Genomic DNA, 21,671 nt, shown 5'->3' with positions numbered 1-21,671 from the left:
CTGTATTCTAGGTTACGCCCACTCCGGCCGAAGCCGGAGCAAGACGCGAGCCTGATGAAAAACGCCGGTCATCATGCGCTCGAAGCGGTTTATTCCGCTCCGACCTCTGTACCCTCAAGGTTGAGGCTGAGCTTATCGCTCGCAGCGTCATCTTCATCGTCCATTTCTCTCATTTCAATCTCTTGCTCATCTTCGCTCAAAATCTTAACGTCCATACCCAAGCTTTGCAGCTCTTTGATCAATACTTTGAATGATTCAGGAACGCCTGGTTCCGGAACATTCTCACCTTTGACAATGGATTCATACGTTTTAACCCGACCAACAACATCATCGGATTTAACAGTCAAGATTTCTTGCAGTGTATAAGCTGCACCGTATGCCTCAAGCGCCCATACTTCCATCTCCCCGAAACGCTGTCCACCAAATTGGGCTTTACCACCCAATGGCTGTTGCGTAACAAGTGAGTAAGGACCCGTGGAACGGGCATGGATTTTATCATCAACCATGTGTGCCAATTTGATCATGTGCATGACACCTACGGTAACTTCACGTTCAAACTCTTCCCCTGTACGACCATCATACAGGACAGTTTTACCATTACGTTGCATACCTGCTTCTTCCATCGTATCGAAGACGTCATACTCCTTCGCTCCGTCGAATACAGGAGTTGCTACGTGAATACCCAGTTGCATCGCCGCCATACCCAAGTGAACCTCAAGTACTTGACCGATATTCATCCGGGAAGGTACGCCCAGTGGGTTAAGAACGATCTGAACCGGTGTACCGTCTGGCAGGAAAGGCATATCTTCTTCCGGCAAGATGCGGGCCACGACCCCTTTGTTACCGTGACGTCCGGCCATTTTATCACCCTCGGAAATTTTCCGTTTTTGAGCGATATATACACGAACGAGTTGGTTAACACCTGGAGGCAGCTCATCACCGTTTTCACGGGTAAATACTTTCACGTCTACTACGATACCGTCGGTACCATGTGGTACACGCAAGGAAGTATCACGTACTTCACGTGCTTTCTCACCAAAGATCGCATGCAAGAGACGTTCTTCTGCAGTCAGCTCTGTTACACCCTTAGGTGTTACTTTACCAACCAGAATGTCTCCAGCGCTAATCTCAGCACCGATGCGGATAATACCGCGCTCATCCAAGTTACGCAACGCTTCTTCCCCAACGTTAGGGATGTCACGTGTAATCTCTTCAGGTCCGAGCTTGGTATCACGCGCTTCTGACTCATATTCCTCGATATGGATGGATGTGTATACATCTTCCTTAACGAGTTTTTCACTGAGCAAGATCGCATCCTCGTAGTTGTAACCTTCCCAAGTCATGAAGGCAACAACAACGTTACGTCCCAGAGCCAATTCACCCATTTCCGTTGAAGGACCATCAGCGAGGATATCGCCAGCTTTGACAGCAGCACCTCTTTTGACAATCGGACGCTGGTTAATGCATGTTCCTTGGTTCGAACGCATAAATTTGTGTAATTTATATTTAACGATATCGCCTTTAACTTCCTGACCGTCCACTTCTTCAACACGACGGAGCCAAATTTCGTTCGCAGAAGAACGTTCAATAATTCCGTCATAATCGGAGACAATACATACACCAGAATCTTTTGCAGCTTTGTGCTCCATACCTGTTCCTACAAGTGGTGCTTTAGGAATCAAGAGTGGAACCGCCTGCCGCTGCATGTTTGATCCCATGAGTGCACGGTTGGAGTCATCGTTCTCAAGGAACGGGATCAGCGCTGTAGCGACGGATACAACCTGTTTAGGAGATACGTCCATGTAGTCAACTCGCTCACTCGGCATCGTAAGGATGTTATCCGACTGTTTGTTGTAACGTACAATGATCGCTTCTTCTTCAAATGTACCGTCTTCGTTCAACTTCGCATTCGCTTGCGCGATAACATAGTTGTCCTCTTCGTCCGCTGTCAGGTAATCAATTTGTTCTGTTACAATACCTGTCTTCGGATCAACCCAACGATATGGAGCTTCAATGAAGCCATATTCATTCACACGGGCGAACGTAGACAAGGAGTTGATCAAACCGATGTTTGGTCCCTCTGGAGTCTCGATTGGACACATACGGCCATAGTGGGATGGATGGACGTCACGCACTTCCATACCTGCGCGCTCACGCGTCAAACCACCGGGTCCGAGTGCGGACAAACGACGTTTATGTGTCAACTCACCCAGAGGGTTCGTTTGATCCATAAACTGTGACAACTGAGAGCTACCAAAGAACTCTTTAATCGATGCAATAACAGGACGTATGTTAATCAAAGCCTGTGGTGTAATTACGTTAGCATCCTGAATGGACATTCTCTCACGAACCACACGCTCCATACGGGACAAACCAATACGGAACTGGTTCTGCAGAAGTTCACCCACCGAACGCAAACGACGGTTACCCAGATGATCGATATCATCCGTGCTACCAATTCCCTGCAGAAGGTTAAGGAAATAACTGATGGACGAAATGATATCCGCCGGTGTCACGTTTTTAACGGACTTGTCAATGTTTGCATTGGCAATCAGTTTGACCACTTTACCATCTTCAGTTGGTGAGAACACATCAATCGTTTGCATAGGGATATCATTGGCATCCAAAACGCCGTTACCCACGTGATACGTGCGGAATCCAACGCTCTTCTCCAGATACGGCATGATTTCATCCAACAAACGACGATCAACCATTTGACCTGCTTCAGCAATGATTTCACCTGTCTCAGCGTCTACAAGTGACTCAGCCAAGCGTTGGTTAAACAAACGGTTTTTGATGTGAAGTTTTTTATTCATTTTGTAACGACCTACATTAGCCAGGTCATAACGTTTTGGATCAAAGAAACGTGCTACGAGCAAGCTTTTCGCATTATCCAGCGTTGGAGGCTCGCCCGGACGAAGACGCTCATAGATCTCAATGAGTGCTTTCTCCGTGGAATCCGTGTTGTCTTTGTCCAGTGTGTTGCGGATATATTCGTCATTACCGAGCAGATCCAGAATCTCAGCATCTGTGCCAAAACCAAGTGAACGCAAGAGAACCGTAACCGGTATTTTACGCGTACGGTCGATCCGGACGTAAACAACATCCTTCGCGTCCATCTCCAGTTCCAACCAAGCGCCGCGGTTAGGAATAACTGTAGCGGTATACGTTTTTTTGGCGTTTTTATCTACTTTGGTACTGAAGTAAACGCTAGGAGAGCGAACCAACTGGCTGACAATAACCCGTTCCGCACCATTAATAATAAATGTGCCCGTGTTGGTCATCAGCGGGAAATCTCCCATGAATACTTCCTGCTCTTTGACTTCGCCGGTTTCCTTATTAATGAGCCGGACTTTGACCCGAAGCGGTGCTGCATAAGTAACGTCACGCTCTTTCGCGTCGTCTACTGTATACTTCGGTTCACCGAGACTGTAATCGATAAATTCCAAAATCAAGTTACCTGTAAAATCCTGGATCGGCGAGATATCCTGGAACATTTCGCGCAACCCTTCCTCCAAAAACCAATCATAGGATTTTTGCTGGATTTCAATCAGGTTCGGAACTTCGAGTATCTCGTTAATTCGTGCATAACTGCGCCGAGTGCGTCGACCATATTGAACAAGATGTCCTGCCAACTTAAACTCACCCCTCAATGTCTACTCACTTTAAAAATTTCGTTGCGAACCTCTGTTTGTAACCTTATAATGGTACACATACAGAGCAAAGCAATGCATCCACAAATAAAGAAAAGCCCTTACTCGAAATGTCGTTCGAAAAAAGAGCAACTTTGATCGGCGGATGTCTTTCCAAATCATTCTTATCCCCAGTTTGCCCAAAATGTACATATTATACGCCAAACGAAGGCATAATAAGCCCGTTCGGCGTAAAAAAAGGTTGACATTTTTAGTTAGCTAAAGCCAAGTAGGGCATCTTAATACTGACATTTTACAACTATACCACGACCTGAATTTCAAGTCAATAGTCCTATTGCAAAAAAAATGATCCCCTGCTTACTTTACAAACTCGGATTCAGCTTTTAGTAGATACCTCTTCCGATTTCACCGCTTTGAAAATCCGATAGCCTTTATCCTTCGTCACTTCTTCCACTCTTCCAAACAAAGATTCCAATTTCGCTTTCGCTGATGGGGCTCCTTGTTTCTTCTGAATGACAATCCACAACGAACCGCCTACCTTCAGATGGCGATGTGCCTGTTCGAAAATAGTATGAACCGTCTCTTTCCCAGCCCGTATAGGCGGATTGGTTAGGATAACGTCAAAATCTTGCTTTTTTACTTCAGCCAGTAGATTACTTTGTAATACCGTAACATTGTTAATTCCGTTCGCTTTTGCATTTTCCCTGGAAAGTTCAACGGCTCTCTCGTTGATATCGATCATGGTGACATGCCCATCCGGCACAAGTTTGGCTGCTGTAAGACCCATTGGCCCGTATCCACAGCCCACATCGAGAACACGAGCCCCTGATGGCAACTCTATCGCATCAATCAATACTCTGCTGCCATAATCGATTCCGTTTTTGGAAAACACACCGGCGTCCGTCACGAATCGCAGACTGAATCCGCGAAGAACCGCTTCAGTTGCTCTGCGATCATGCGCTACTTGCGGTTTGTCCGAATAATAATGATTGGACATGCCCTCACTCACTTTCCATTTACAATTACAGCAACAAACCCCTTGATATAAGTCAAGGGGTTTGTTGTTTTGTTCATCTAGCTTATAAAAGCTAAATTATTTAACTTCGATTGTAGCGCCAGCTTCTTCAAGCTTAGCTTTAACCGCTTCTGCTTCTTCTTTAGCAACTTTTTCTTTCAATGCTTTTGGAGCGTTGTCAACCAGTTCTTTTGCTTCTTTCAGGCCAAGACCTGTGATTTCGCGAACTGCTTTGATAACGTTGATTTTGGAAGCACCAGCGTTAGTCAAGATTACGTCGAACTCGGATTGCTCAGCTTCAGCAGAAGCTACTGCACCTGCAGCAGCTACTGGAGCTGCAGCAGTTACGCCGAATTCTTCTTCGATTGCTTTAACAAGATCGTTCAATTCCAGTACAGTCATGCCTTTGATTGCTTCCAAGATTTGCTCTTTACTCATGAGTGAACCTCCATATATAATATTATTTTTTTTAATTCATTTGCCACTTAAGCAGCATTCAGATCAAGTTGCTTACGCGCCTTGTTCTTCTTTTTCCGCAACTGCTTTAACCGCAAGCGCGAAGTTGCGCACTGGCGCTTGAAGCACGCTGAGGAGCATGGAGAGGAGACCATCGCGGGATGGCAGTTCTGCCAATGCTTTAACTTCTTGTACTCCGATTACGCGACCTTCTACAACTGCACCTTTCAATTCCAGTGCATCGTTCTTTTTCGCGAAGTCGTTCAGAATTTTAGCTGGAGCCACAACGTCATCTACGCTGAATGCAATTGCAGTAGGACCTGTAAGAACACTATCGAGTTCTGTCAGTTCTGCTGCTGCAGCTGCACGGCGAAGCAACGAGTTTTTCAGCACTTGGAATTCGATCCCTGCTTCACGAAGTTGCTTACGCAACTCAGTTACTTGGGCAACGTTCAATCCGCGATAGTCAACAACAACAGTTGTAACGCTCTCGCGCAATTTTGCTGTTACTGCATCAACGGACTCTTGTTTTGCTTGAATCACTTTTGCGTTTGCCAATCTGTACACCTCCTGATCAAATTTATCCCATTAAGAAAAGCCTCCGTAGAATCACGAAGGCTTGATATATACTCATCATCGATTTGCATCGTTCTAAGTTCTATAATCACACCTCGGCAGGAAATTAAGCCAAATGGCACCTACTGTCTACGGCAAGCATATTCAAATGTCAACGGTCAGTCACTCGGACTCACAACTTTTATATCTTATCAAAAACAGGACAAGCCTGTCAAGAGATATTATCTAAAAGCTGCTGCGTTCACGCGTGCGCCAGGGCCCATCGTGGAAGAAAGACTAACATTCTTCAGATAAACACCTTTTGCTGCCGCTGGTTTAGCACGATTCAGAGCTTCCATGAGAGCTTTGAAGTTCTCATTAAGTTGCTCAGAAGAGAAAGAAGCTTTACCAATCGGTGCATGAATTTGACCTGCACGATCCAGACGATATTCGATTTTACCGGCTTTAATTTCTTGAACAGCCTTAGTTACATCGAAAGTTACCGTTCCGGCTTTAGGGTTAGGCATCAGACCTTTACCGCCGAGCAGTCGGCCCAATTTACCTACTTCACTCATCATATCTGGTGTCGCTACGCAGACGTCGAATTCGAACCAGCCTTGTTGGATTTTGTTGATCATGTCTGCATCACCAACATAGTCCGCGCCAGCCGCTTCCGCTTCTTTCGCTTTGTCACCTTTTGCAAATACCAATACGCGTTGTGTTTTACCTGTGCCGTGTGGCAAGACAACAACACCACGTACAGCCTGGTCTTGCTTACGAGGGTCTACGCCCAAACGAACTGCTGCTTCGATTGTTTCATCAAATTTTGCAGTAGCTGCCTTTTTCACAAGCTCTACAGCTTCTGAAGGCTCGTAAGTTGCTTCGCTGTCAATCAGCTTAGCAGCTTCCAGGTATTTTTTACCGTGTTTAGCCATGTTTTATTCCTCCTTTGTGGTGTTAGCGGATATACCTCCCACATCAACCGGTCGCGAATCGACCGGTTTTACGAAGCCATGTTTCTTATGAAAATTAGTCTTCGATGGTGATACCCATGCTGCGGGCAGTACCTTCGACCATACGCATAGCGGACTCAACGTCTGCTGCATTCAGGTCAGGCATTTTTGTTTCTGCGATTTGACGTACCGCATCACGTTTAACAGTAGCAACTTTTTTCTTGTTCGGTTCGCCGGATCCTTTTTCAACTTTAGCTGCCACTTTCAACAGAACTGCTGCTGGTGGAGTTTTAGTGATGAAAGTAAAGGAACGGTCCTCGAATACAGAAATTTCAACTGGAATAATCAATCCCGCTTGATCAGCTGTACGAGCGTTGAATTCTTTACAGAATGCCATGATGTTGACACCTGCTTGACCCAAAGCTGGACCTACTGGTGGTGCTGGGTTTGCTTTACCTGCTGGAATCTGCAGTTTTACCATTTTAATAACTTTTTTCGCCATGATTGACACCTCCTTGCAAAATAGTGGTTAACGGGTTTTTCAACCCTCCCACAAGAAACTTGAAGAGACTATATCTTCTCCACTTGCGTGTATTCCAACTCAAGCGGTGTTTCCCGTCCAAACATGTTCACGTGCACTTTCAACTTGCTTTTGTCTACCAAAATTTCTTCCACGGAGCCTACAAAATTCGCAAAAGGGCCGACTTTAATACGTACGGATTCCTTAATATCGAACTCAATTTTCGGCTTAGGTTCAACCATACCCATGTGCTTCAGAATTTGTTCCACTTCTTCAGGCAACAATGCAGTTGGTTTGGACCCAGAACCTGTCGAACCGACAAATCCTGTAACACCTGGTGTGTTGCGAACAACATACCAAGAATCATCCGTCTGTACCATTTCCACCAAGACATAACCAGGGTAAACTTTACGCATAACGGTTTTTTTCTTACCGTCCTTGTTTACCACTTCTTCTTCCATAGGAACAAGAACGCGGAATATCTTGTCTTCCATGCCCATAGACTCTACGCGTTTTTCCAAATTGGCTTTGACCTTGTTCTCATACCCTGAATAGGTATGAACGACGTACCATCTTTTTTCCATATCAAGCCACCGGAACCCTTCTTAAATAATCGCTTCGATCACAAAGGAGATGCCAATGTCAATGACCCAAAAAAACAGCGTCATAACCACAACAGTACCAAGTACGATCAATGTGTAGTTGGTCAGCTCTTTACGATTAGGCCAGCGAACTTTTTTAAGTTCAGCCCAGCTTTCTGAGAAAAAGGAAATCAGAGATTTGAAACTTCGTTTCACGCCGACACCTCCAAAAACTATCTGGTTTCGCGATGAGAAGTCTGCTCGTTACAAAACTTGCAAAATTTCTTCATCTCCATGCGGTCGGGGTGATTACGCTTGTTTTTTGTCGTAGTGTAATTTCTTTGTTTGCAGTTAGTACAAGCCAAAGTAATAATTACCCGCATGATGTACACCTCCCGAAGACTTCCACATTCAAGCAGAGTCTCTAAATTGATCCTGAAAAAAAGCCATAAATTTAGGCCTACCTAAAACACTTTATCACAAGGGTATAACCGTGTCAATGAAAGAATAGCCTTTCATTCATTGGGTATTACTTCCGTACAATGTACATTCGTTTCTCATCTCTGTTTTTCTCTTCTCCTGCATGGACCGAGCGATTACTAGTATGAACATTCTTAGATTTTATAAACTTGAGACACTAAAAAAAGACTCAAACACCGAGCCTTTTCCGTCAACGACAACATGTGTTTAATTATCTCGAACTTCCAGGTACTTTTCAAGTTTGCGCTTGACGCGCTGAAGTGCATTATCAATGGACTTCACATGTCTGTCCAAATCTACTGCAATCTCTTGATAAGATCTCCCGTCCAGATACAACATCAATACTTTACGTTCCAGATCACTCAGAATCTCGGACATTTTATCTTCCAGGCCCACAAACTCTTCCTGATTGATGATAAGTTCTTCCGGATCACTGACCTGGGTTCCACAAATCACATCGAGTAACGTACGATCAGACTCTTCGTCATAAATAGGCTTGTCCAGAGATACATAAGAATTAAGCGGAATATGCTTCTGACGTGTTGCTGTCTTAATCGCCGTGATGATCTGTCTTGTAATACACAGTTCGGCAAAAGCCTTGAACGAAGCCAGCTTGTCCCCTTTGAAATCTCGAATGGATTTGTAGAGGCCAATCATTCCTTCTTGAATAATATCTTCCCGGTCTGCCCCAATCAGAAAATAAGATCTTGCCTTGGCGCGTACAAAGTTACGATATTTGTTAATTAGAAACTCTAACGCTTCGCTTTCGCCTTCACGGAAAGCTTCGACAATGTCTTCGTCACTTTGGTAATCATACTTGGATAACATGATATCTTTGAGGTCGACACTCACAGACAATCCCTCCGGCTGCAACGCAAGGTACCCCGTTACTCTACTCTATGAAATATAGGATCAGTATATATGATGGTACCTCACACCGTCAACCACGCTCTGCCTAAAAAAGAACATCAATAACATAAATGTCAAGAGTTTCAATATTCTAAATTTTGTAAAAACGCACTGTTATTCCCGGCGCCATCGCTCAAACTCTTTTAATACATCCGGACTCAACTTGCCCCCAAGTGTGTTACGCGTGGTCTTCGCCTGATCTTCTTCCAGTCGTTTTTTTAATTCTTTTTCGTTCTGCTCAACTTCAATTAGCAATTCCCTTGCAGATACACGCAGCGCTCCTTGTCCAAAAATGACATGTTGCTCTACCATATCGCTCGTAGCCACATAGATTTGGCGTCTTCGCATGCTTAGTTCCCGAACGAGTCTCTCAATGCATTCGTCTGCCGTCTCTTTTTCCTTTGTAAAATAGATCTGCACTTTGCTCTGAGTAAAGGATTTACCGAGTCCAGGCACGAGGTAGGCGTCAAACACAACAATGACCCGACGGCCGGAGAAAGCCTGGTAGTCTGCAAGACGAAAGAGCAGCCTGTTACGCGCCTCTTCGAGCCCACTTTCCGCCAGTTTGGTTAATTCCGGCCAGTCACCAATCATGTTGTACCCGTCTACAAGAAGCACATCACGGGAATCAGCCATACCTTCTATTCCTGCGCTTGACGCGAGCGGAGCACTTCATACATGACAACACCCGCTGCCACGGAAGCATTCAGGGAATTAATCTGACCTTGCATCGGTAATTTGATCAGCACGTCGCATTTCTCGCGAATAAGTCGTCCCATTCCCTTGTTCTCATTTCCGATTACCAATGCCACAGGACCAGTAAAGACTCCATTACCAAAGACACCTTCATGAGCCGTGACATCTGTCCCTACAACCCATACACCTTCCTCTTTGAGGCGATCGATGGTCTGACCAAGATTACTTACACGAGCCACTGGCACGTACTCCACGGCGCCTGCTGACGTTTTGGATACCGTCACGGTTACTGCTGCCGAACGACGTTTGGGTACAATAACGCCATGTGCACCCGTGCAATCTGCTGTCCGCAAAATTGACCCCAGGTTATGAGGATCTTCAATCTCATCCAGCAGAATCAGGAAAGGATGCTCATTCTTCGCTTTTGCTGCGGCAAGAATGTCTTCTACCTCAACATAAGCGTAAGGTGCAGCTTGTGCAACTACCCCCTGATGCTGAATGCCTGGTACCGTTTGATCCAGCTTACGCTTGTCCACGTGTTGAATGACAATACCTAGTTTTTTAGCTTCTGAGATAATAGGTTGAGTCAGATGTTTCTGTGCTGTATCGGCAATCCATATTTTATTAATGGTCCGGCCTGAACGCAGCGCCTCCGTCACGGAGTGTTTACCGGCGATCCATTCTTCTTCCATCGTTGTTCGATCCTCTCTGTAATGCGTTGTTTTGTTGAAATTTCTATTTTTTTGTTGGTGATGGCGATTGTTGTTCCGCGTGCTCAATGCCATGCCCGATCAGTTCAATCATGCGATCATGATGACCACTACTGTAGAGGTAACCAATGAGACATTCAAAAGCCGTGGCATGTCTGTACTCCAACACATCTGCATTTTTGGGTACACTACCCGACTTGGCATTCCGCCCTTGCCGGACGATATCCCGTTCTTCCTCTGTCAGTTCAGCCTCAATCGTTGTAAGTATGCGGCTCTGTGCCTTCGCTGATACCAGCCCTGTTGCACTACGGTGCAAATGATTGGGACGCATGTTGGCTTTCGACAACAGATATTGACGAACAGCTACCTCATAAACCGCATCACCAATATAGGCCAGTGCAATAGGTGGAATCAACCTCGCAGGTCTGGAAGGAGGATATGGGAACCATCCTCCCTCTGTGACCTGCTCCTGTTGTTTTGGTGTATTTGGATGTCCTTCGCTCATTTGCGCCGCCATCTCATGCCCTGCGCTGTATCTTCAAGCAGAATGCCACGTGCAGACAATTCATCGCGAATTTCATCCGCTCTTGCCCAGTTTTTGGACTTGCGTGCTTCTACACGCTCTTCAATCAGACGTTCTACTTCCTCATCCAGAAGTTCTGGCTCTGCGTCAGTATAAATGCGCAGTACAGCATTCAATTCACTGAACAATTCGAGGAGCGCGCGAATGTCTGCCGCATTAACTACTTCTTGCTGCAACAGTTGGTTGGCTTCCCCTGCCCACTCAAACATCGCAGTAATTGCATCAGGAGTATTGAAATCATCCTGCATCTTCTCGTGATATTGTTGACGAATTTGGTCGAGTCTTGCCGCAAACTCTGCTGTGATATCCTGATCAACAGTTACTGCATTCAGACGATGGTTCAGGTTACCTACCGCATTCGCAATCCGGTCCACACTGTTCTGTGCCTGCTCCATCGTATCATCCGTGAAGTTCAATGGGTTGCGATAGTGGGTAGACAACATGAAATAACGAATCGCTTCGCGTTTATATTGATTCCGCAAGTCTTTAACAAGAACACCATTACCGAGTGATTTTGACATCTTCTCGTTATCAATCCGGATGAATCCATTATGCATCCAGTAGTTCGCAAGTGGTTTACCTGTTAATACCTCGGATTGGGCGCATTCGCACTCATGGTGCGGGAACTGCAAATCCTGTCCACCCCCGTGAATGTCCAGTGTATCCCCAAGGTACTCCCGAGCCATGGCGGAGCATTCAATATGCCAGCCTGGTCGACCATCGCCCCAAGGACTGGACCAATAGATCTCACCTGGTTTGGCAGCCTTCCAGAGCACAAAATCTTCGGGATGCTCTTTGCGCTCGTCTACACCCACACGGATTCCGAACTGCAGCTCCTGCAGGTTTTGTTTCGAAAGTTTGCCATATTCGCTGAATTTGCCTGTACGATAATAGACGTCACCGCCATTTTCATACGCAAATCCTTTTTCAACGAGCTCACGGATAAAATCAATGATCAGCGGCATGTTTTCCGTTACTCTCGGATTACTGCTCGCCTTGGGAATACCCAATCCCTCAAGGTCTTCATAATAGGCAGCAATAAATTTCTCAGCCACGTGAGGAACGTCTGTTCCAAGTTGTTCTGCTTTGCGAATCAGCTTATCGTCCACATCCGTGAAGTTCACCACATAGTTCACATCATGTCCTGTCTGTTCCAGGTATCCACGAACCGTGTCGAAAAAGATAACCGGGCGTGCATTCCCGATATGAATGTAGTCATATACCGTTGGTCCGCAGACATACATTTTTACTTTCCCTGGCTCTTGGGGAACAAATTCCTCTTTGGTACGACTCATCGTATTATAAATCTGAAGCGTCATGGTCACTTATCCTTTCATCCTATACTGCCTTTATTTATTGTATCACGTATCACGCACAGTCTCATTTTCACGGGCATTTTGCAGTGTACGTACTTCTTCCTGCAATCGTTCGAGTTCTTTTTGCATACCGCGCAAGGAGTCAACGACCGGATCGGGCAATTGCTGACTGAGGCGATCTACCCGTCGGCCATCCTGTTTAACAATTCTGCCCGGTATACCTACCACGGTACTATTGGAAGGGACCTCCTTAAGCACAACGGAGTTCGCACCAATGTTACACTGATCCCCCACGCTAAATGAACCCAGCACCTTGGCTCCGGATGAGATAACCACATTATTACCAATGGTCGGATGTCTCTTTCCTTTTTCTTTCCCTGTTCCGCCAAGAGTAACCCCCTGGTAGATAACAACATCGTCGCCAATCTCACATGTTTCTCCAATAACGACGCCCATTCCATGGTCAATAAACAACCGATTTCCGATCGTAGCTCCAGGATGTATCTCGATTCCTGTCATAAATCGACTAACTTGCGAAATGAACCTGGCAACCGAGAACCATCTTCGCTTGTATAAAAAATGAGCGATCCGGTGTGCCCATATCGCATGCAGCCCTGAGTAGGTAAATACCACCTCAAACCAACCTCGGGCCGCCGGATCGTTTTCAAACACCACCTGGATATCTGATCTGATCTTCTTGAACATGCTCGTTCCCCTCTTGTTCAGGTTCCCGTCCTCCGGCTTACCGGACGGCGCGTTCCTTGGTAGTGTACTGCACACTCGCCTAAACAAAAAAACGCCCCTGCAGCATTTAGCTGCAGAGGCGTTTATCGCGGTCCCACTCTGCTCGGTTCATTCTTAAATAGAATAAGCCCTCAAGCGGTTTGGTAACGGAAACCAATCGTCACAACCTATCCTAACGTTTTCCTATGTCATGATCGACAAAGGCGGGGCTGGATTCGGCTGTGCAGCTCACGGGCGCATTTCGACTGATGGACAGTGGATGGTTCACAGCCACCGCAACCAAAGAAATCTTTCTTTGCTGCGGGACCATCCTCTCTGAATCTGTCCGGGTCAGTCTACTCCTCCCGATCTTTGCTGTTCTATTAGATAAATCATTTCAATTATTCGTTGTGTTGTTATTATAGCGAAAAGGCTTCAGACTGACAACAGCCTCCTACGTAATCCATACATCATAGGACTGTGTTCAGATTCCAAATAAACGGAATGTCCTCGACTAAGATTATTTTACTTGCGCAAGCAAACGTTCGATCACCGTATCACGACCCAGAAGCACGATCGTTTGGTTCAGATCCCGTCCATGCGTCTGTCCAGTCAAGGCTACACGAATTGGCATAAAGAGCTGTTTGCCTTTAAAGCCGGTTTCTTTCTGTACTTCCTTGATCAATGCAGCCATTTTGCTTGGAGTAAACTCTTCGCTCGCCTGTACTTTATCCGCAAATGCCTTCAGTACGGTTGGCACCTGCTCCTCCGCAAGCACTGCTTCTCCTTCACTTTCAAGCTCTAGATTGGAACGGAAGAATACTTCCGACAATTCGATAATATCGGAGGCAGAATTCATTTGCTCCTGGTACAGGTGTACCAGAGTATAAGCCCATTCTTTTTGTTCAGCAGACAGCTCGGAAGAAATACGTCCAGCCTTTTGCAGATGCGGAATGGCCATTTCGGCAATACGTTCCGGATCAGCGTGTTTGATATAGTGGTTGTTCAAGTGAGCCAGCTTGTGGGTATCAAATACCGCCGGGCTCTTGGACAGACGTTTCGTATCAAAAATGGAGATCAGCTGCTCTTGCGAGAAGATTTCTTCCTCCCCTTCCGGCGACCAGCCAAGCAGGGAAATGAAGTTAAACATCGCTTCAGGCAAATAGCCGAGCTGATCATACTGCTCAATAAACTGAATGACGGATTCATCCCGTTTACTCAGCTTCTTGTGATTTTCATTCACGATCAGCGTCATATGACCGAATTGCGGTGGCTCCCAGCCAAGCGCTTCATAGATCATCAGTTGACGCGGCGTGTTTGAGATGTGATCTTCCCCACGCAGGACGTGGGAGATCTTCATCAAGTGATCATCCACAGCAACGGCATAGTTGTATGTGGGAATGCCGTCTTTTTTCACAATGACGAAGTCACCGGATTCCTTGCTGTTGAACGAGATTGTACCTTTAACCATGTCATCAAACGTATATGTGCGCTCTTCCGGCACACGGAAACGAATACTCGCTACGCGGCCTTCAGCTTCAAACGCACTAATTTGCTCTGGAGTCAGGTCACGGTGTTTGCCAGAATAACGCGGTGTTTCTCCACGTGCTGACTGTTCCTCGCGCTCTTGCTCCAATTCTTCTTCCGTGCAGAAGCAACGGTAAGCCAGACCTTTATCCAGCAATTCCTGCGTATATTTACGATAGAGGTCCAGACGTTCCGTTTGACGGTATGGTCCGTATTCTCCGCCCACGTCAATACTTTCGTCCCACTCGATTCCGAGCCATTTCAGGTATTTCAGTTGGCTTTCTTCACCACCCGCAATATTTCGTTTCACGTCTGTATCTTCAATACGAATAATGAATTTACCGTTATTATGTTTGGCATATAAATAGTTAAACAACGCCGTACGGGCATTCCCGATATGCAGGTGTCCCGTTGGGCTCGGCGCGTAACGCACACGAATTTCCGTGCTCATATGATCCCCTCCGTCACTAATTGATTGATGATATCACACACGTACAAGGCAAACAACGGATTGAGCGGCAATGCCCTCTCCCCGTCCCGGGAATCCCAGTTGCTCTGTCGTTGTTGCTTTCACGTTCACCTGTGTTACATCCGCTTCGAGTGCTTTGGCAATAACCTCAGCCATCTGTGGAATGTAAGGAGCCATCTTCGGCTTTTGGGCAATAATCGTTGAGTCGATATTCCCTAGCTTATACCCGCGATCCTTCACAAGCTGCCATACATGCTCCAGCAATTTCAGGCTGTCGGCATCTTTGAATTCCGGATCGGTATCCGGGAAGTGCTTGCCAATATCTCCAAGTGCCAGCGCACCCAAAATGGCATCACTAATCGCGTGTAACAGCACGTCTGCGTCCGAGTGACCCAGCAGTCCTTTTTCATAAGGAATCGTTACTCCGCCAATAATACACGGGCGTCCCTCTACCAGCTGATGTACATCAAATCCCTGTCCTACACGTATCATCGCTTCTTCTCTCCCCCCAGCAAAAACGCAGCGTATTGCAAATCTTCCGGCGTTGTTAATTTGATATTAGTATAATTGCCTTCCACAACCTTGACCGACATTCCCTGACGTTCAGCCAGCATGGCGTCATCTGTCCCCAGAAATCCGTCCTGCTCGGCTGATTCGTAGGCGGAGAGCAGGGAGGAAAGACGAAAAGCCTGCGGGGTTTGAATGCTCCACAGACTGCTGCGGTCTGGCGTCGCCGTAACGACTCCTTCCGCATTCACTTGTTTGATCGTATCCTTCACGGGAACCGCCAGTACAGCTGCTCCACCACCGGATATGGCGGCCGCCATGCATCCCTTGATCTGCTCATGGTTCACAAAAGGACGTACCCCGTCGTGAACGAGAACCCAATCCGTCCCAAGTGCCTCAAGGCCTTTATGGACAGAATGTTGTCTCTCTTTCCCTCCGGGGATAACACGGACACGTGAATCCAGTTGGTATTCTTTTACCCAATCCTGGCAGCGTTCAACATCTGCGGCTCCTGTGACCAGCACCATCTCGCGGATCTCGTCCAGCGCAGCAAATACCTCAAGCGTATGTATGAAAACGGGCTTGTCCTGCAGCAACAGAAACTGTTTACTCTCGGTCGTCCCCATCCGGGTTCCGCGACCTGCTGCCACAATGACAACGCCCCACCCTTTATCCATGCCGCAATCCCTGCCTTGTCTGTCAGTTTATCGTCCAAAGATATACAATATCATTCAACGATACACTACCCATCATACCGCTTTATTGGGCTTTTTCCAACAGTTTCGGCTTGGCAAAAATCATTCGCCCCGCTGAAGTCTGCAGCACACTGGTCACCAGCACTTCCATCATCATGCCGATATACTCGCGTCCGCCCTCCACAACGATCATTGTGCCATCATCCAGATAGGCTACACCTTGACCATGTTCCTTACCATCCTTGATGATCTGCACCATAATCTCCTCACCTGGCAGAACAACCGGCTTAACCGCATTGGCGAGATCATTAATGTTCAATACAGATACACCCTGAAGTTCGCACACCTTGTTCAGGTTAAAGTCATTGGTGACCACTTTACCCTGGAGCACTTTAGCCAGTTTAACCAGTTTGCTGTCCACCTCGGAGATTTCCTCGAAATCCCCCTCGTAGATCAGAACTTTTACATCGAGTTCCTTCTGGATTTTGTTCAAAATGTCCAGTCCACGACGTCCTCTGTTCCGCTTGAGCAGATCCGATGAATCTGCAATATGCTGTAACTCCTCCAGAACAAATTCCGGGATTACGATCGTGCCTTCAATAAATCCGGTTTTGCATATATCAGCGATACGCCCATCGATAATAACACTGGTATCCAGAATTTTATGTTCTTCCATCCGTCTATCCTCGTCCACCTCGGGATGACCCCATCGTCCAGACATCCAGAAGGCCCCCAGATCGTCTTTCTTCGCCATGGCAAGGGCATAACCGGAATAAGCACTAATCACCGTCAGCGCCACTTGCAGCACTTCTCCTGCCGTCCCCATCCATCTCACAACAGGGTAGAGCAACAAAGCCACCAGCAACCCAGCAACGGTACCTGCGGCTCCTGCAGCCAATTCGTTCATAGGTACTTTCGCCAATGAATTGATCCCACTATGCAGCCTGTCTGCCATCAATGTTCCACCAATATTACATACAGCCATAAACATTACAGCTCCCAGCAGCGTTGATATACCAGCTCCCAGTAATCCTGCTGACTGAATCCACTCAGCCATCCATGGGACCGATTTTCCTGCCAGATGATATGCCGTGTAGCCGAACCATGCACCGCACAATCCTGTAAAAGTTAAAATGCCTTTTTTCCACATTAGTCCCTGCACCTCCTTCAATGTATCTTGATCTTTATATCCAGTATGATCCAATTCCTGAATTGCTAATCCCATCTGGAAGAACTTTTTGGAAATGTTGCAATCGTCAGTTGAAAGTAGGTAAATTATTGGCATATAATGAATTCAATTCATATCCCGAGGTGAGTGGCAAAATGAGTACGCTAAGTTTACAGGCTTTCCAGGATCAAGTTTCTGAACTGTTGCTGCGTCATCGCAGCCTGATTGATGTACTGTCCAAAACGGGACAAGCCGGAGCGTCTGTTAACCGTGCCGTGTCCAAAGCCATTACCGAATGCGGCTGCATCGAGCTGCACGCCACCAAGCAGAAATATGCCCCGGAGAGCGATATCGCTCAAACCAAGGGCCTGCTGGAAACGCATGTGGAAGGTGAGTTGTGTGAGAACTGCAGAGAGGTCATCAGTTCTGAGCTAGGGCGGAACCTATTCTACATGTCGGCTCTCTGCAATCTGCTGGACATTAACATGGAAGAGGTCGTAAATCACGAATCACAGAAGTGTTCAACGTTAGGGATGTTTAATCTGTCGTAAGAAGATATGCATGTCGTCCGCAAGGGTTTCTTTTACCGTAAATAGATCTGAATAAACAAAAAGCACGCATTCTCCAGTTCAGGAGAGTACGTGCTTTCTTTGTATAGTGTCTGTCCCCAAGGCGACTTAACGATCGGAAGGACGGGAAGATTTCTCATCCTTGCGCTTTTTCGCCCGACTACGCGAGGCCGCTGTTCGCACATTATGCTTCATTCCATACAGGGCGTATAACACCAGCGGAATAAAGATCAATTTGGATAACTGCTCCGGAAAAATAACGGCTACGGCTATGGCAAATAACACAACCCACGGTGCAATCCAGATTGCCTTGCGTGGCAAACCGACCTTTTTGAAATTGGGATATTTAAGCGAACTCACCATCAGATACGATAACAGCAATGTAGCAATCATCATGCTAACCGGGCCAATATCCTTATTGAACAAGGACAGTGTAGCCAGCACCCCACCGGCTGCGGGAATCGGCAGACCTGTGAAGTAACCGGGGATTCCCGGACGAACATTAAACCGAGCAAGACGAATGGCTCCACAGATCGGAAAAGCCGCTGTTGCGATCCAGGCGAGGATCGGCATCGAATCTTGAAACGACACCATAAATATGATCAAGGCTGGTGCTGCACCAAAGGAAACCATGTCAGACAAGGAATCCAGTTCCTTGCCGAATTCGCTTTGGGCATTAAGCGCACGTGCCACTCGGCCATCCAGACCATCCAGCAGCATCGCTACAATGACCATAATGGCAGCCAAACTGTAATTTCCATCAATCGCAAGCAAAATCGCCATCATTCCAAGAAACAGATTACCCAGGGTAAAGAGATTCGGAATGAATCTGGTTAGCATCGTTGTTTCACCTCATCCATTTCAAGCCTTTATATAGGCAAACCCTTACATCTGTCTGTCGATAAACATCTGCTCCTGCAAACGTTTGAGGCCTTCCTTAATGGTCCGGGCACGAACTTCACCAATACCATCCACTTCGTCCAGTTCTTCAATTGTAGCCATAATAACATGAGGCAATTGTTCGAATTGATCCACCAGGTTATGGATAATGACATTGGGCAGGCGGGGGATCTTATTTAATACCCGGAATCCACGAGGTGCAACCGAATCCTCAGAAGTAGCGGCTGATGAAGGATAGCCGAGAAGACGGACAATATGATGTGCATCCAGCAACTCATCGTCCGACAATCTTTTCAGTCCCACGATAATTTCACGGATTTTGTCATCACTGTCGTCACGGGCATAGTCTTTGTAGAGCAACCAGGCTTCTTCTTCCGTTGTACCCACAAGCTCTTCCATTTGCATGGAAATGAGTCGTCCCTCATTCCCGAGTTCATGAATGTATCGTTTGATTTCCGTTTTGATCCGCATCACCATTTCGGTACGCTGAATTACATTGACCACTTCAGGAATCGTCACCAGTTCCTCAAATTCAGAGGCACTCAGATTTGTAAGGGACTGTGTTAATACCGCTTTGTATTTCTCCAGGGTTTGAATCGCTTGATTTGCTTTGGTCAAAATAACCCCGATTTCCTTGAGGGAATAACGAAGTGTTCCCTGATACAAGGTAATGATATTCCGGCGCTGTGATATGGATACGACTAATTTACCCGTTTGCTTTGCTACACGCTCTGCCGTCCGGTGACGAATCCCCGTCTCTGATGAAGAGATCGAAGAGTCCGGGATTAACTGGGTATTGGCGTAAAGAATTCGCTTCAAATCCTCGCTAAGAATAATGGCTCCATCCATCTTGGCAAGTTCGTACAGGTAGTTCGGGGAGAAATCACAGTTAATTGAGAATCCCCCATCCACCACTTCCATTACTTCAGGGCTGTATCCTACAACAAGCAGTGCGCCCGTCTTGGCGCGCAGCACATTTTCCAGACCTTCGCGGAAAGGTGTACCTGGTGCGATCAGCCTTAACAATTCATTCATATTATCCAGTTGGCTCGAATCTTTCATCTTGTTATGCCCCCTAATCTAAAGCAACCGCTAGTGCATCTGCCACGGTATTCACACCGATCAGTTGTATCCCGCGAGGATGTTTCCAGCCCTTTAAGCTTTTTTCCGGTAAAATGACTCGTTTGAAGCCCAGCTTCGCGGCTTCCTTCACTCGTTGTTCGGCCCGTGATACGGCTCGAACCTCACCTGTCAGACCAATCTCGCCAAAGATGACGTCATCCGGCTTGGTCGGTACATCTCTCAAACTGGATGCAATGCTGACAGCAACCGCCAAATCTACAGCGGGCTCATCCAACCGTACTCCACCAGCCACGTTCAGATATGCATCCTGGGTCTGTAAAAACATGCCCATCCGTTTCTCCAGCACTGCAATGATCAGATTTAATCGATGCAGATCTACCCCTGTTGCCATACGGCGGGGAGAAGGGAAATGAGTAGTCGAGATCAACGCCTGTAATTCCACGAGCAGAGGGCGTGTACCCTCCATACTGGCAACTACCGTTGAACCTGCTACACCCAGTGGACGTTCTGACAAAAAGAGTTCGGACGGATTGCCCACCTCACGAAGTCCATCCTCGCCCATTTCAAAAATGCCAATCTCATTGGTTGAACCAAAACGGTTCTTCACCGCACGCAGCAGGCGATACGTATGATGCCGTTCTCCTTCAAAATAAAGCACGCAATCCACCATATGTTCTAACATACGTGGACCGGCAATGGCACCTTCTTTGGTAACATGCCCCACAAGAACCGTTGCAATGCCTCTGCCTTTGGCAATGCGCATGAACCTTGACGTACATTCCCTTACCTGTGCTACACTACCCGGCGCACTGGTAACTTCGGGAAGATATACCGTCTGAATGGAGTCGATGACAAGAAAATGCGGCTGGATCTGATCCACCGCTTCCTCTACACGTTCCATATTGGTTTCACACAACACATACAACTCGGCAGAGAGTGCCCCGAGACGGTCTGCCCGCAATTTGGTTTGCTTGACTGATTCCTCACCGGAAACATATAACACACGCAAACCCGAGTGCGTCAAAGCATGAGACGTCTGCAACATCAACGTTGATTTACCGATACCCGGATCTCCGCCCACCAGAACGAGTGAACCTGGAACGATTCCGCCACCCAATACCCGGTTCAACTCTCCGATTCCAGTCTGTACACGCGGTTCCTGACCGCTATCTATATCTATGATAGGAAGCGGTTTATCTTTACTGTCAAACAGAGGAGAATTTCTCCCTTGTGTTTTGACCACCGTCTCTGTCTCTTCCACCATTGAATTCCATGACTGACAACCCGGACACTTACCGTACCACTTGGGGGCTTCATAGCCGCATTCCGTACATTGAAACTTGGTTTTAACTTTGGCCACTTCAGCACTCCTATAATTTAGTTTTATAACAGCATTTTGCATTATTCGACGAATTTCACCCAAACTCCCTGACGTGCAGGGTTACTAAAAGTTTACCATTGTTTGAGATTTTTCGTAAAGGATTATCGCAAACTTTACACATGTTCCTGACATAATCATGTCCGTCTTCTGTCCAAAGTGCAAAAAATCCTCCCCGGCCGAAGCCGAGAAGGATTAAGGATTAATACAAGCTGAAGTTTAACT

General features: G+C 46.7%; 23 protein-coding genes and 1 other annotated feature. Of the genes, 1 reads left to right on the top strand and 22 read right to left on the bottom strand.

Annotated elements, in window-relative coordinates:
* Positions 1–89: 89 nt before the first annotated feature.
* The 19 genes from rpoB to MHI14_RS03365 all read right to left on the bottom strand — a co-directional run bounded on the left by rpoB (position 90) and on the right by MHI14_RS03365 (position 17,498).
* Positions 90–3,635, bottom strand: a complete 3,546-nt coding sequence (gene rpoB / locus MHI14_RS03455; protein WP_091039164.1) for a DNA-directed RNA polymerase subunit beta — start codon at positions 3,633–3,635, stop codon at positions 90–92.
* Positions 3,636–4,029: 394 nt separating this feature from the next.
* Positions 4,030–4,650 carry a class I SAM-dependent methyltransferase gene (locus MHI14_RS03450; protein ID WP_341129896.1) on the bottom strand — a complete coding sequence of 207 codons (621 nt, stop codon included), beginning with the start codon at positions 4,648–4,650 and terminating at the stop codon, positions 4,030–4,032.
* 96 nt (positions 4,651–4,746) lie between these two features.
* Entirely contained in the window at positions 4,747–5,106 is a 360-nt protein-coding gene (rplL, locus tag MHI14_RS03445; protein WP_062836176.1) for a 50S ribosomal protein L7/L12, read from the bottom strand.
* A gap of 72 nt (positions 5,107–5,178) precedes the next feature.
* Positions 5,179–5,682 (bottom strand): 50S ribosomal protein L10, encoded by a 504-nt coding sequence (gene rplJ / locus MHI14_RS03440; protein ID WP_062836175.1) that lies wholly within the window; start codon positions 5,680–5,682, stop codon positions 5,179–5,181.
* A 24-nt stretch (positions 5,683–5,706) separates the two neighbouring features.
* Positions 5,707–5,853: a sequence feature (ribosomal protein L10 leader region), on the bottom strand.
* Positions 5,854–5,921: 68 nt separating this feature from the next.
* Complete coding sequence (gene rplA / locus MHI14_RS03435) at positions 5,922–6,614, bottom strand: 50S ribosomal protein L1 (RefSeq protein WP_017692063.1); 693 nt, start codon at positions 6,612–6,614, stop codon at positions 5,922–5,924.
* Positions 6,615–6,708: 94 nt separating this feature from the next.
* Positions 6,709–7,134, bottom strand: coding sequence for a 50S ribosomal protein L11 (gene rplK, locus MHI14_RS03430; protein ID WP_017692062.1), 426 nt, complete (start codon positions 7,132–7,134; stop codon positions 6,709–6,711).
* Positions 7,135–7,202: 68 nt separating this feature from the next.
* Positions 7,203–7,736: a transcription termination/antitermination protein NusG gene (nusG, locus tag MHI14_RS03425; RefSeq protein WP_024633599.1), complete on the bottom strand. Its 534-nt coding sequence runs from the start codon at positions 7,734–7,736 to the stop codon at positions 7,203–7,205.
* A 21-nt stretch (positions 7,737–7,757) separates the two neighbouring features.
* Positions 7,758–7,949, bottom strand: coding sequence for a preprotein translocase subunit SecE (gene secE, locus MHI14_RS03420; protein WP_017692060.1), 192 nt, complete (start codon positions 7,947–7,949; stop codon positions 7,758–7,760).
* A gap of 17 nt (positions 7,950–7,966) precedes the next feature.
* Positions 7,967–8,116, bottom strand: coding sequence for a 50S ribosomal protein L33 (gene rpmG / locus MHI14_RS03415; RefSeq protein WP_072735843.1), 150 nt, complete (start codon positions 8,114–8,116; stop codon positions 7,967–7,969).
* A gap of 304 nt (positions 8,117–8,420) precedes the next feature.
* The gene (sigH, locus tag MHI14_RS03410; protein ID WP_017692059.1) at positions 8,421–9,065 is read right to left on the bottom strand and encodes an RNA polymerase sporulation sigma factor SigH; all 645 of its coding nucleotides are present in this window, start codon (positions 9,063–9,065) and stop codon (positions 8,421–8,423) included.
* A 171-nt stretch (positions 9,066–9,236) separates the two neighbouring features.
* Entirely contained in the window at positions 9,237–9,758 is a 522-nt protein-coding gene (locus MHI14_RS03405; RefSeq protein WP_036607162.1) for an NYN domain-containing protein, read from the bottom strand.
* Positions 9,759–9,763: 5 nt separating this feature from the next.
* Positions 9,764–10,510: a 23S rRNA (guanosine(2251)-2'-O)-methyltransferase RlmB gene (gene rlmB / locus MHI14_RS03400; RefSeq protein ID WP_017692057.1), complete on the bottom strand. Its 747-nt coding sequence runs from the start codon at positions 10,508–10,510 to the stop codon at positions 9,764–9,766.
* Positions 10,511–10,553: 43 nt separating this feature from the next.
* Positions 10,554–11,033: a Mini-ribonuclease 3 gene (locus MHI14_RS03395; protein WP_076334124.1), complete on the bottom strand. Its 480-nt coding sequence runs from the start codon at positions 11,031–11,033 to the stop codon at positions 10,554–10,556.
* On the bottom strand, positions 11,030–12,430 hold the full coding sequence (gene cysS / locus MHI14_RS03390) for a cysteine--tRNA ligase (protein WP_091020524.1): 1,401 nt from the start codon (positions 12,428–12,430) through the stop codon (positions 11,030–11,032). The genes MHI14_RS03395 and cysS overlap by 4 nt, the downstream gene beginning before the upstream one ends.
* A gap of 42 nt (positions 12,431–12,472) precedes the next feature.
* Positions 12,473–13,132 (bottom strand): serine O-acetyltransferase, encoded by a 660-nt coding sequence (gene cysE, locus MHI14_RS03385; protein ID WP_341129895.1) that lies wholly within the window; start codon positions 13,130–13,132, stop codon positions 12,473–12,475.
* Positions 13,133–13,670: 538 nt separating this feature from the next.
* Positions 13,671–15,128 (bottom strand): glutamate--tRNA ligase, encoded by a 1,458-nt coding sequence (gene gltX / locus MHI14_RS03380; protein ID WP_341129894.1) that lies wholly within the window; start codon positions 15,126–15,128, stop codon positions 13,671–13,673.
* A 33-nt stretch (positions 15,129–15,161) separates the two neighbouring features.
* Complete coding sequence (gene ispF, locus MHI14_RS03375) at positions 15,162–15,638, bottom strand: 2-C-methyl-D-erythritol 2,4-cyclodiphosphate synthase (protein ID WP_017692052.1); 477 nt, start codon at positions 15,636–15,638, stop codon at positions 15,162–15,164.
* Complete coding sequence (gene ispD / locus MHI14_RS03370; protein WP_091039159.1) at positions 15,635–16,330, bottom strand: 2-C-methyl-D-erythritol 4-phosphate cytidylyltransferase; 696 nt, start codon at positions 16,328–16,330, stop codon at positions 15,635–15,637. The genes ispF and ispD overlap by 4 nt, the downstream gene beginning before the upstream one ends.
* A gap of 82 nt (positions 16,331–16,412) precedes the next feature.
* A complete protein-coding gene (locus MHI14_RS03365; RefSeq protein ID WP_091039184.1) occupies positions 16,413–17,498 on the bottom strand; it encodes a PIN/TRAM domain-containing protein in 1,086 nt (361 codons plus the stop codon).
* A 173-nt stretch (positions 17,499–17,671) separates the two neighbouring features.
* Between MHI14_RS03365 and MHI14_RS03360 the strand changes: the two genes are divergently transcribed.
* Complete coding sequence (locus MHI14_RS03360; protein ID WP_017692049.1) at positions 17,672–18,067, top strand: hypothetical protein; 396 nt, start codon at positions 17,672–17,674, stop codon at positions 18,065–18,067.
* A 126-nt stretch (positions 18,068–18,193) separates the two neighbouring features.
* Here the strand turns inward: MHI14_RS03360 and pssA are convergent, their stop codons facing one another.
* From pssA to radA, 3 genes are read right to left on the bottom strand one after another with little or no spacing between them, the layout of a single operon-like run.
* A complete protein-coding gene (gene pssA, locus MHI14_RS03355) occupies positions 18,194–18,925 on the bottom strand; it encodes a CDP-diacylglycerol--serine O-phosphatidyltransferase (protein WP_017692048.1) in 732 nt (243 codons plus the stop codon).
* A 45-nt stretch (positions 18,926–18,970) separates the two neighbouring features.
* Positions 18,971–20,047: a DNA integrity scanning diadenylate cyclase DisA gene (gene disA, locus MHI14_RS03350; protein WP_062836168.1), complete on the bottom strand. Its 1,077-nt coding sequence runs from the start codon at positions 20,045–20,047 to the stop codon at positions 18,971–18,973.
* 13 nt (positions 20,048–20,060) lie between these two features.
* On the bottom strand, positions 20,061–21,428 hold the full coding sequence (radA, locus tag MHI14_RS03345) for a DNA repair protein RadA (RefSeq protein ID WP_036671578.1): 1,368 nt from the start codon (positions 21,426–21,428) through the stop codon (positions 20,061–20,063).
* Positions 21,429–21,671: the final 243 nt, after the last annotated feature.

It is taken from the genome of Paenibacillus sp. FSL K6-2393, assembly GCF_038002545.1.
Lineage (GTDB): Bacteria > Bacillota > Bacilli > Paenibacillales > Paenibacillaceae > Paenibacillus.
Note: the sequence above shows the minus strand (reverse complement) of the source record. Positions and strands in the feature narration are given on the sequence as shown.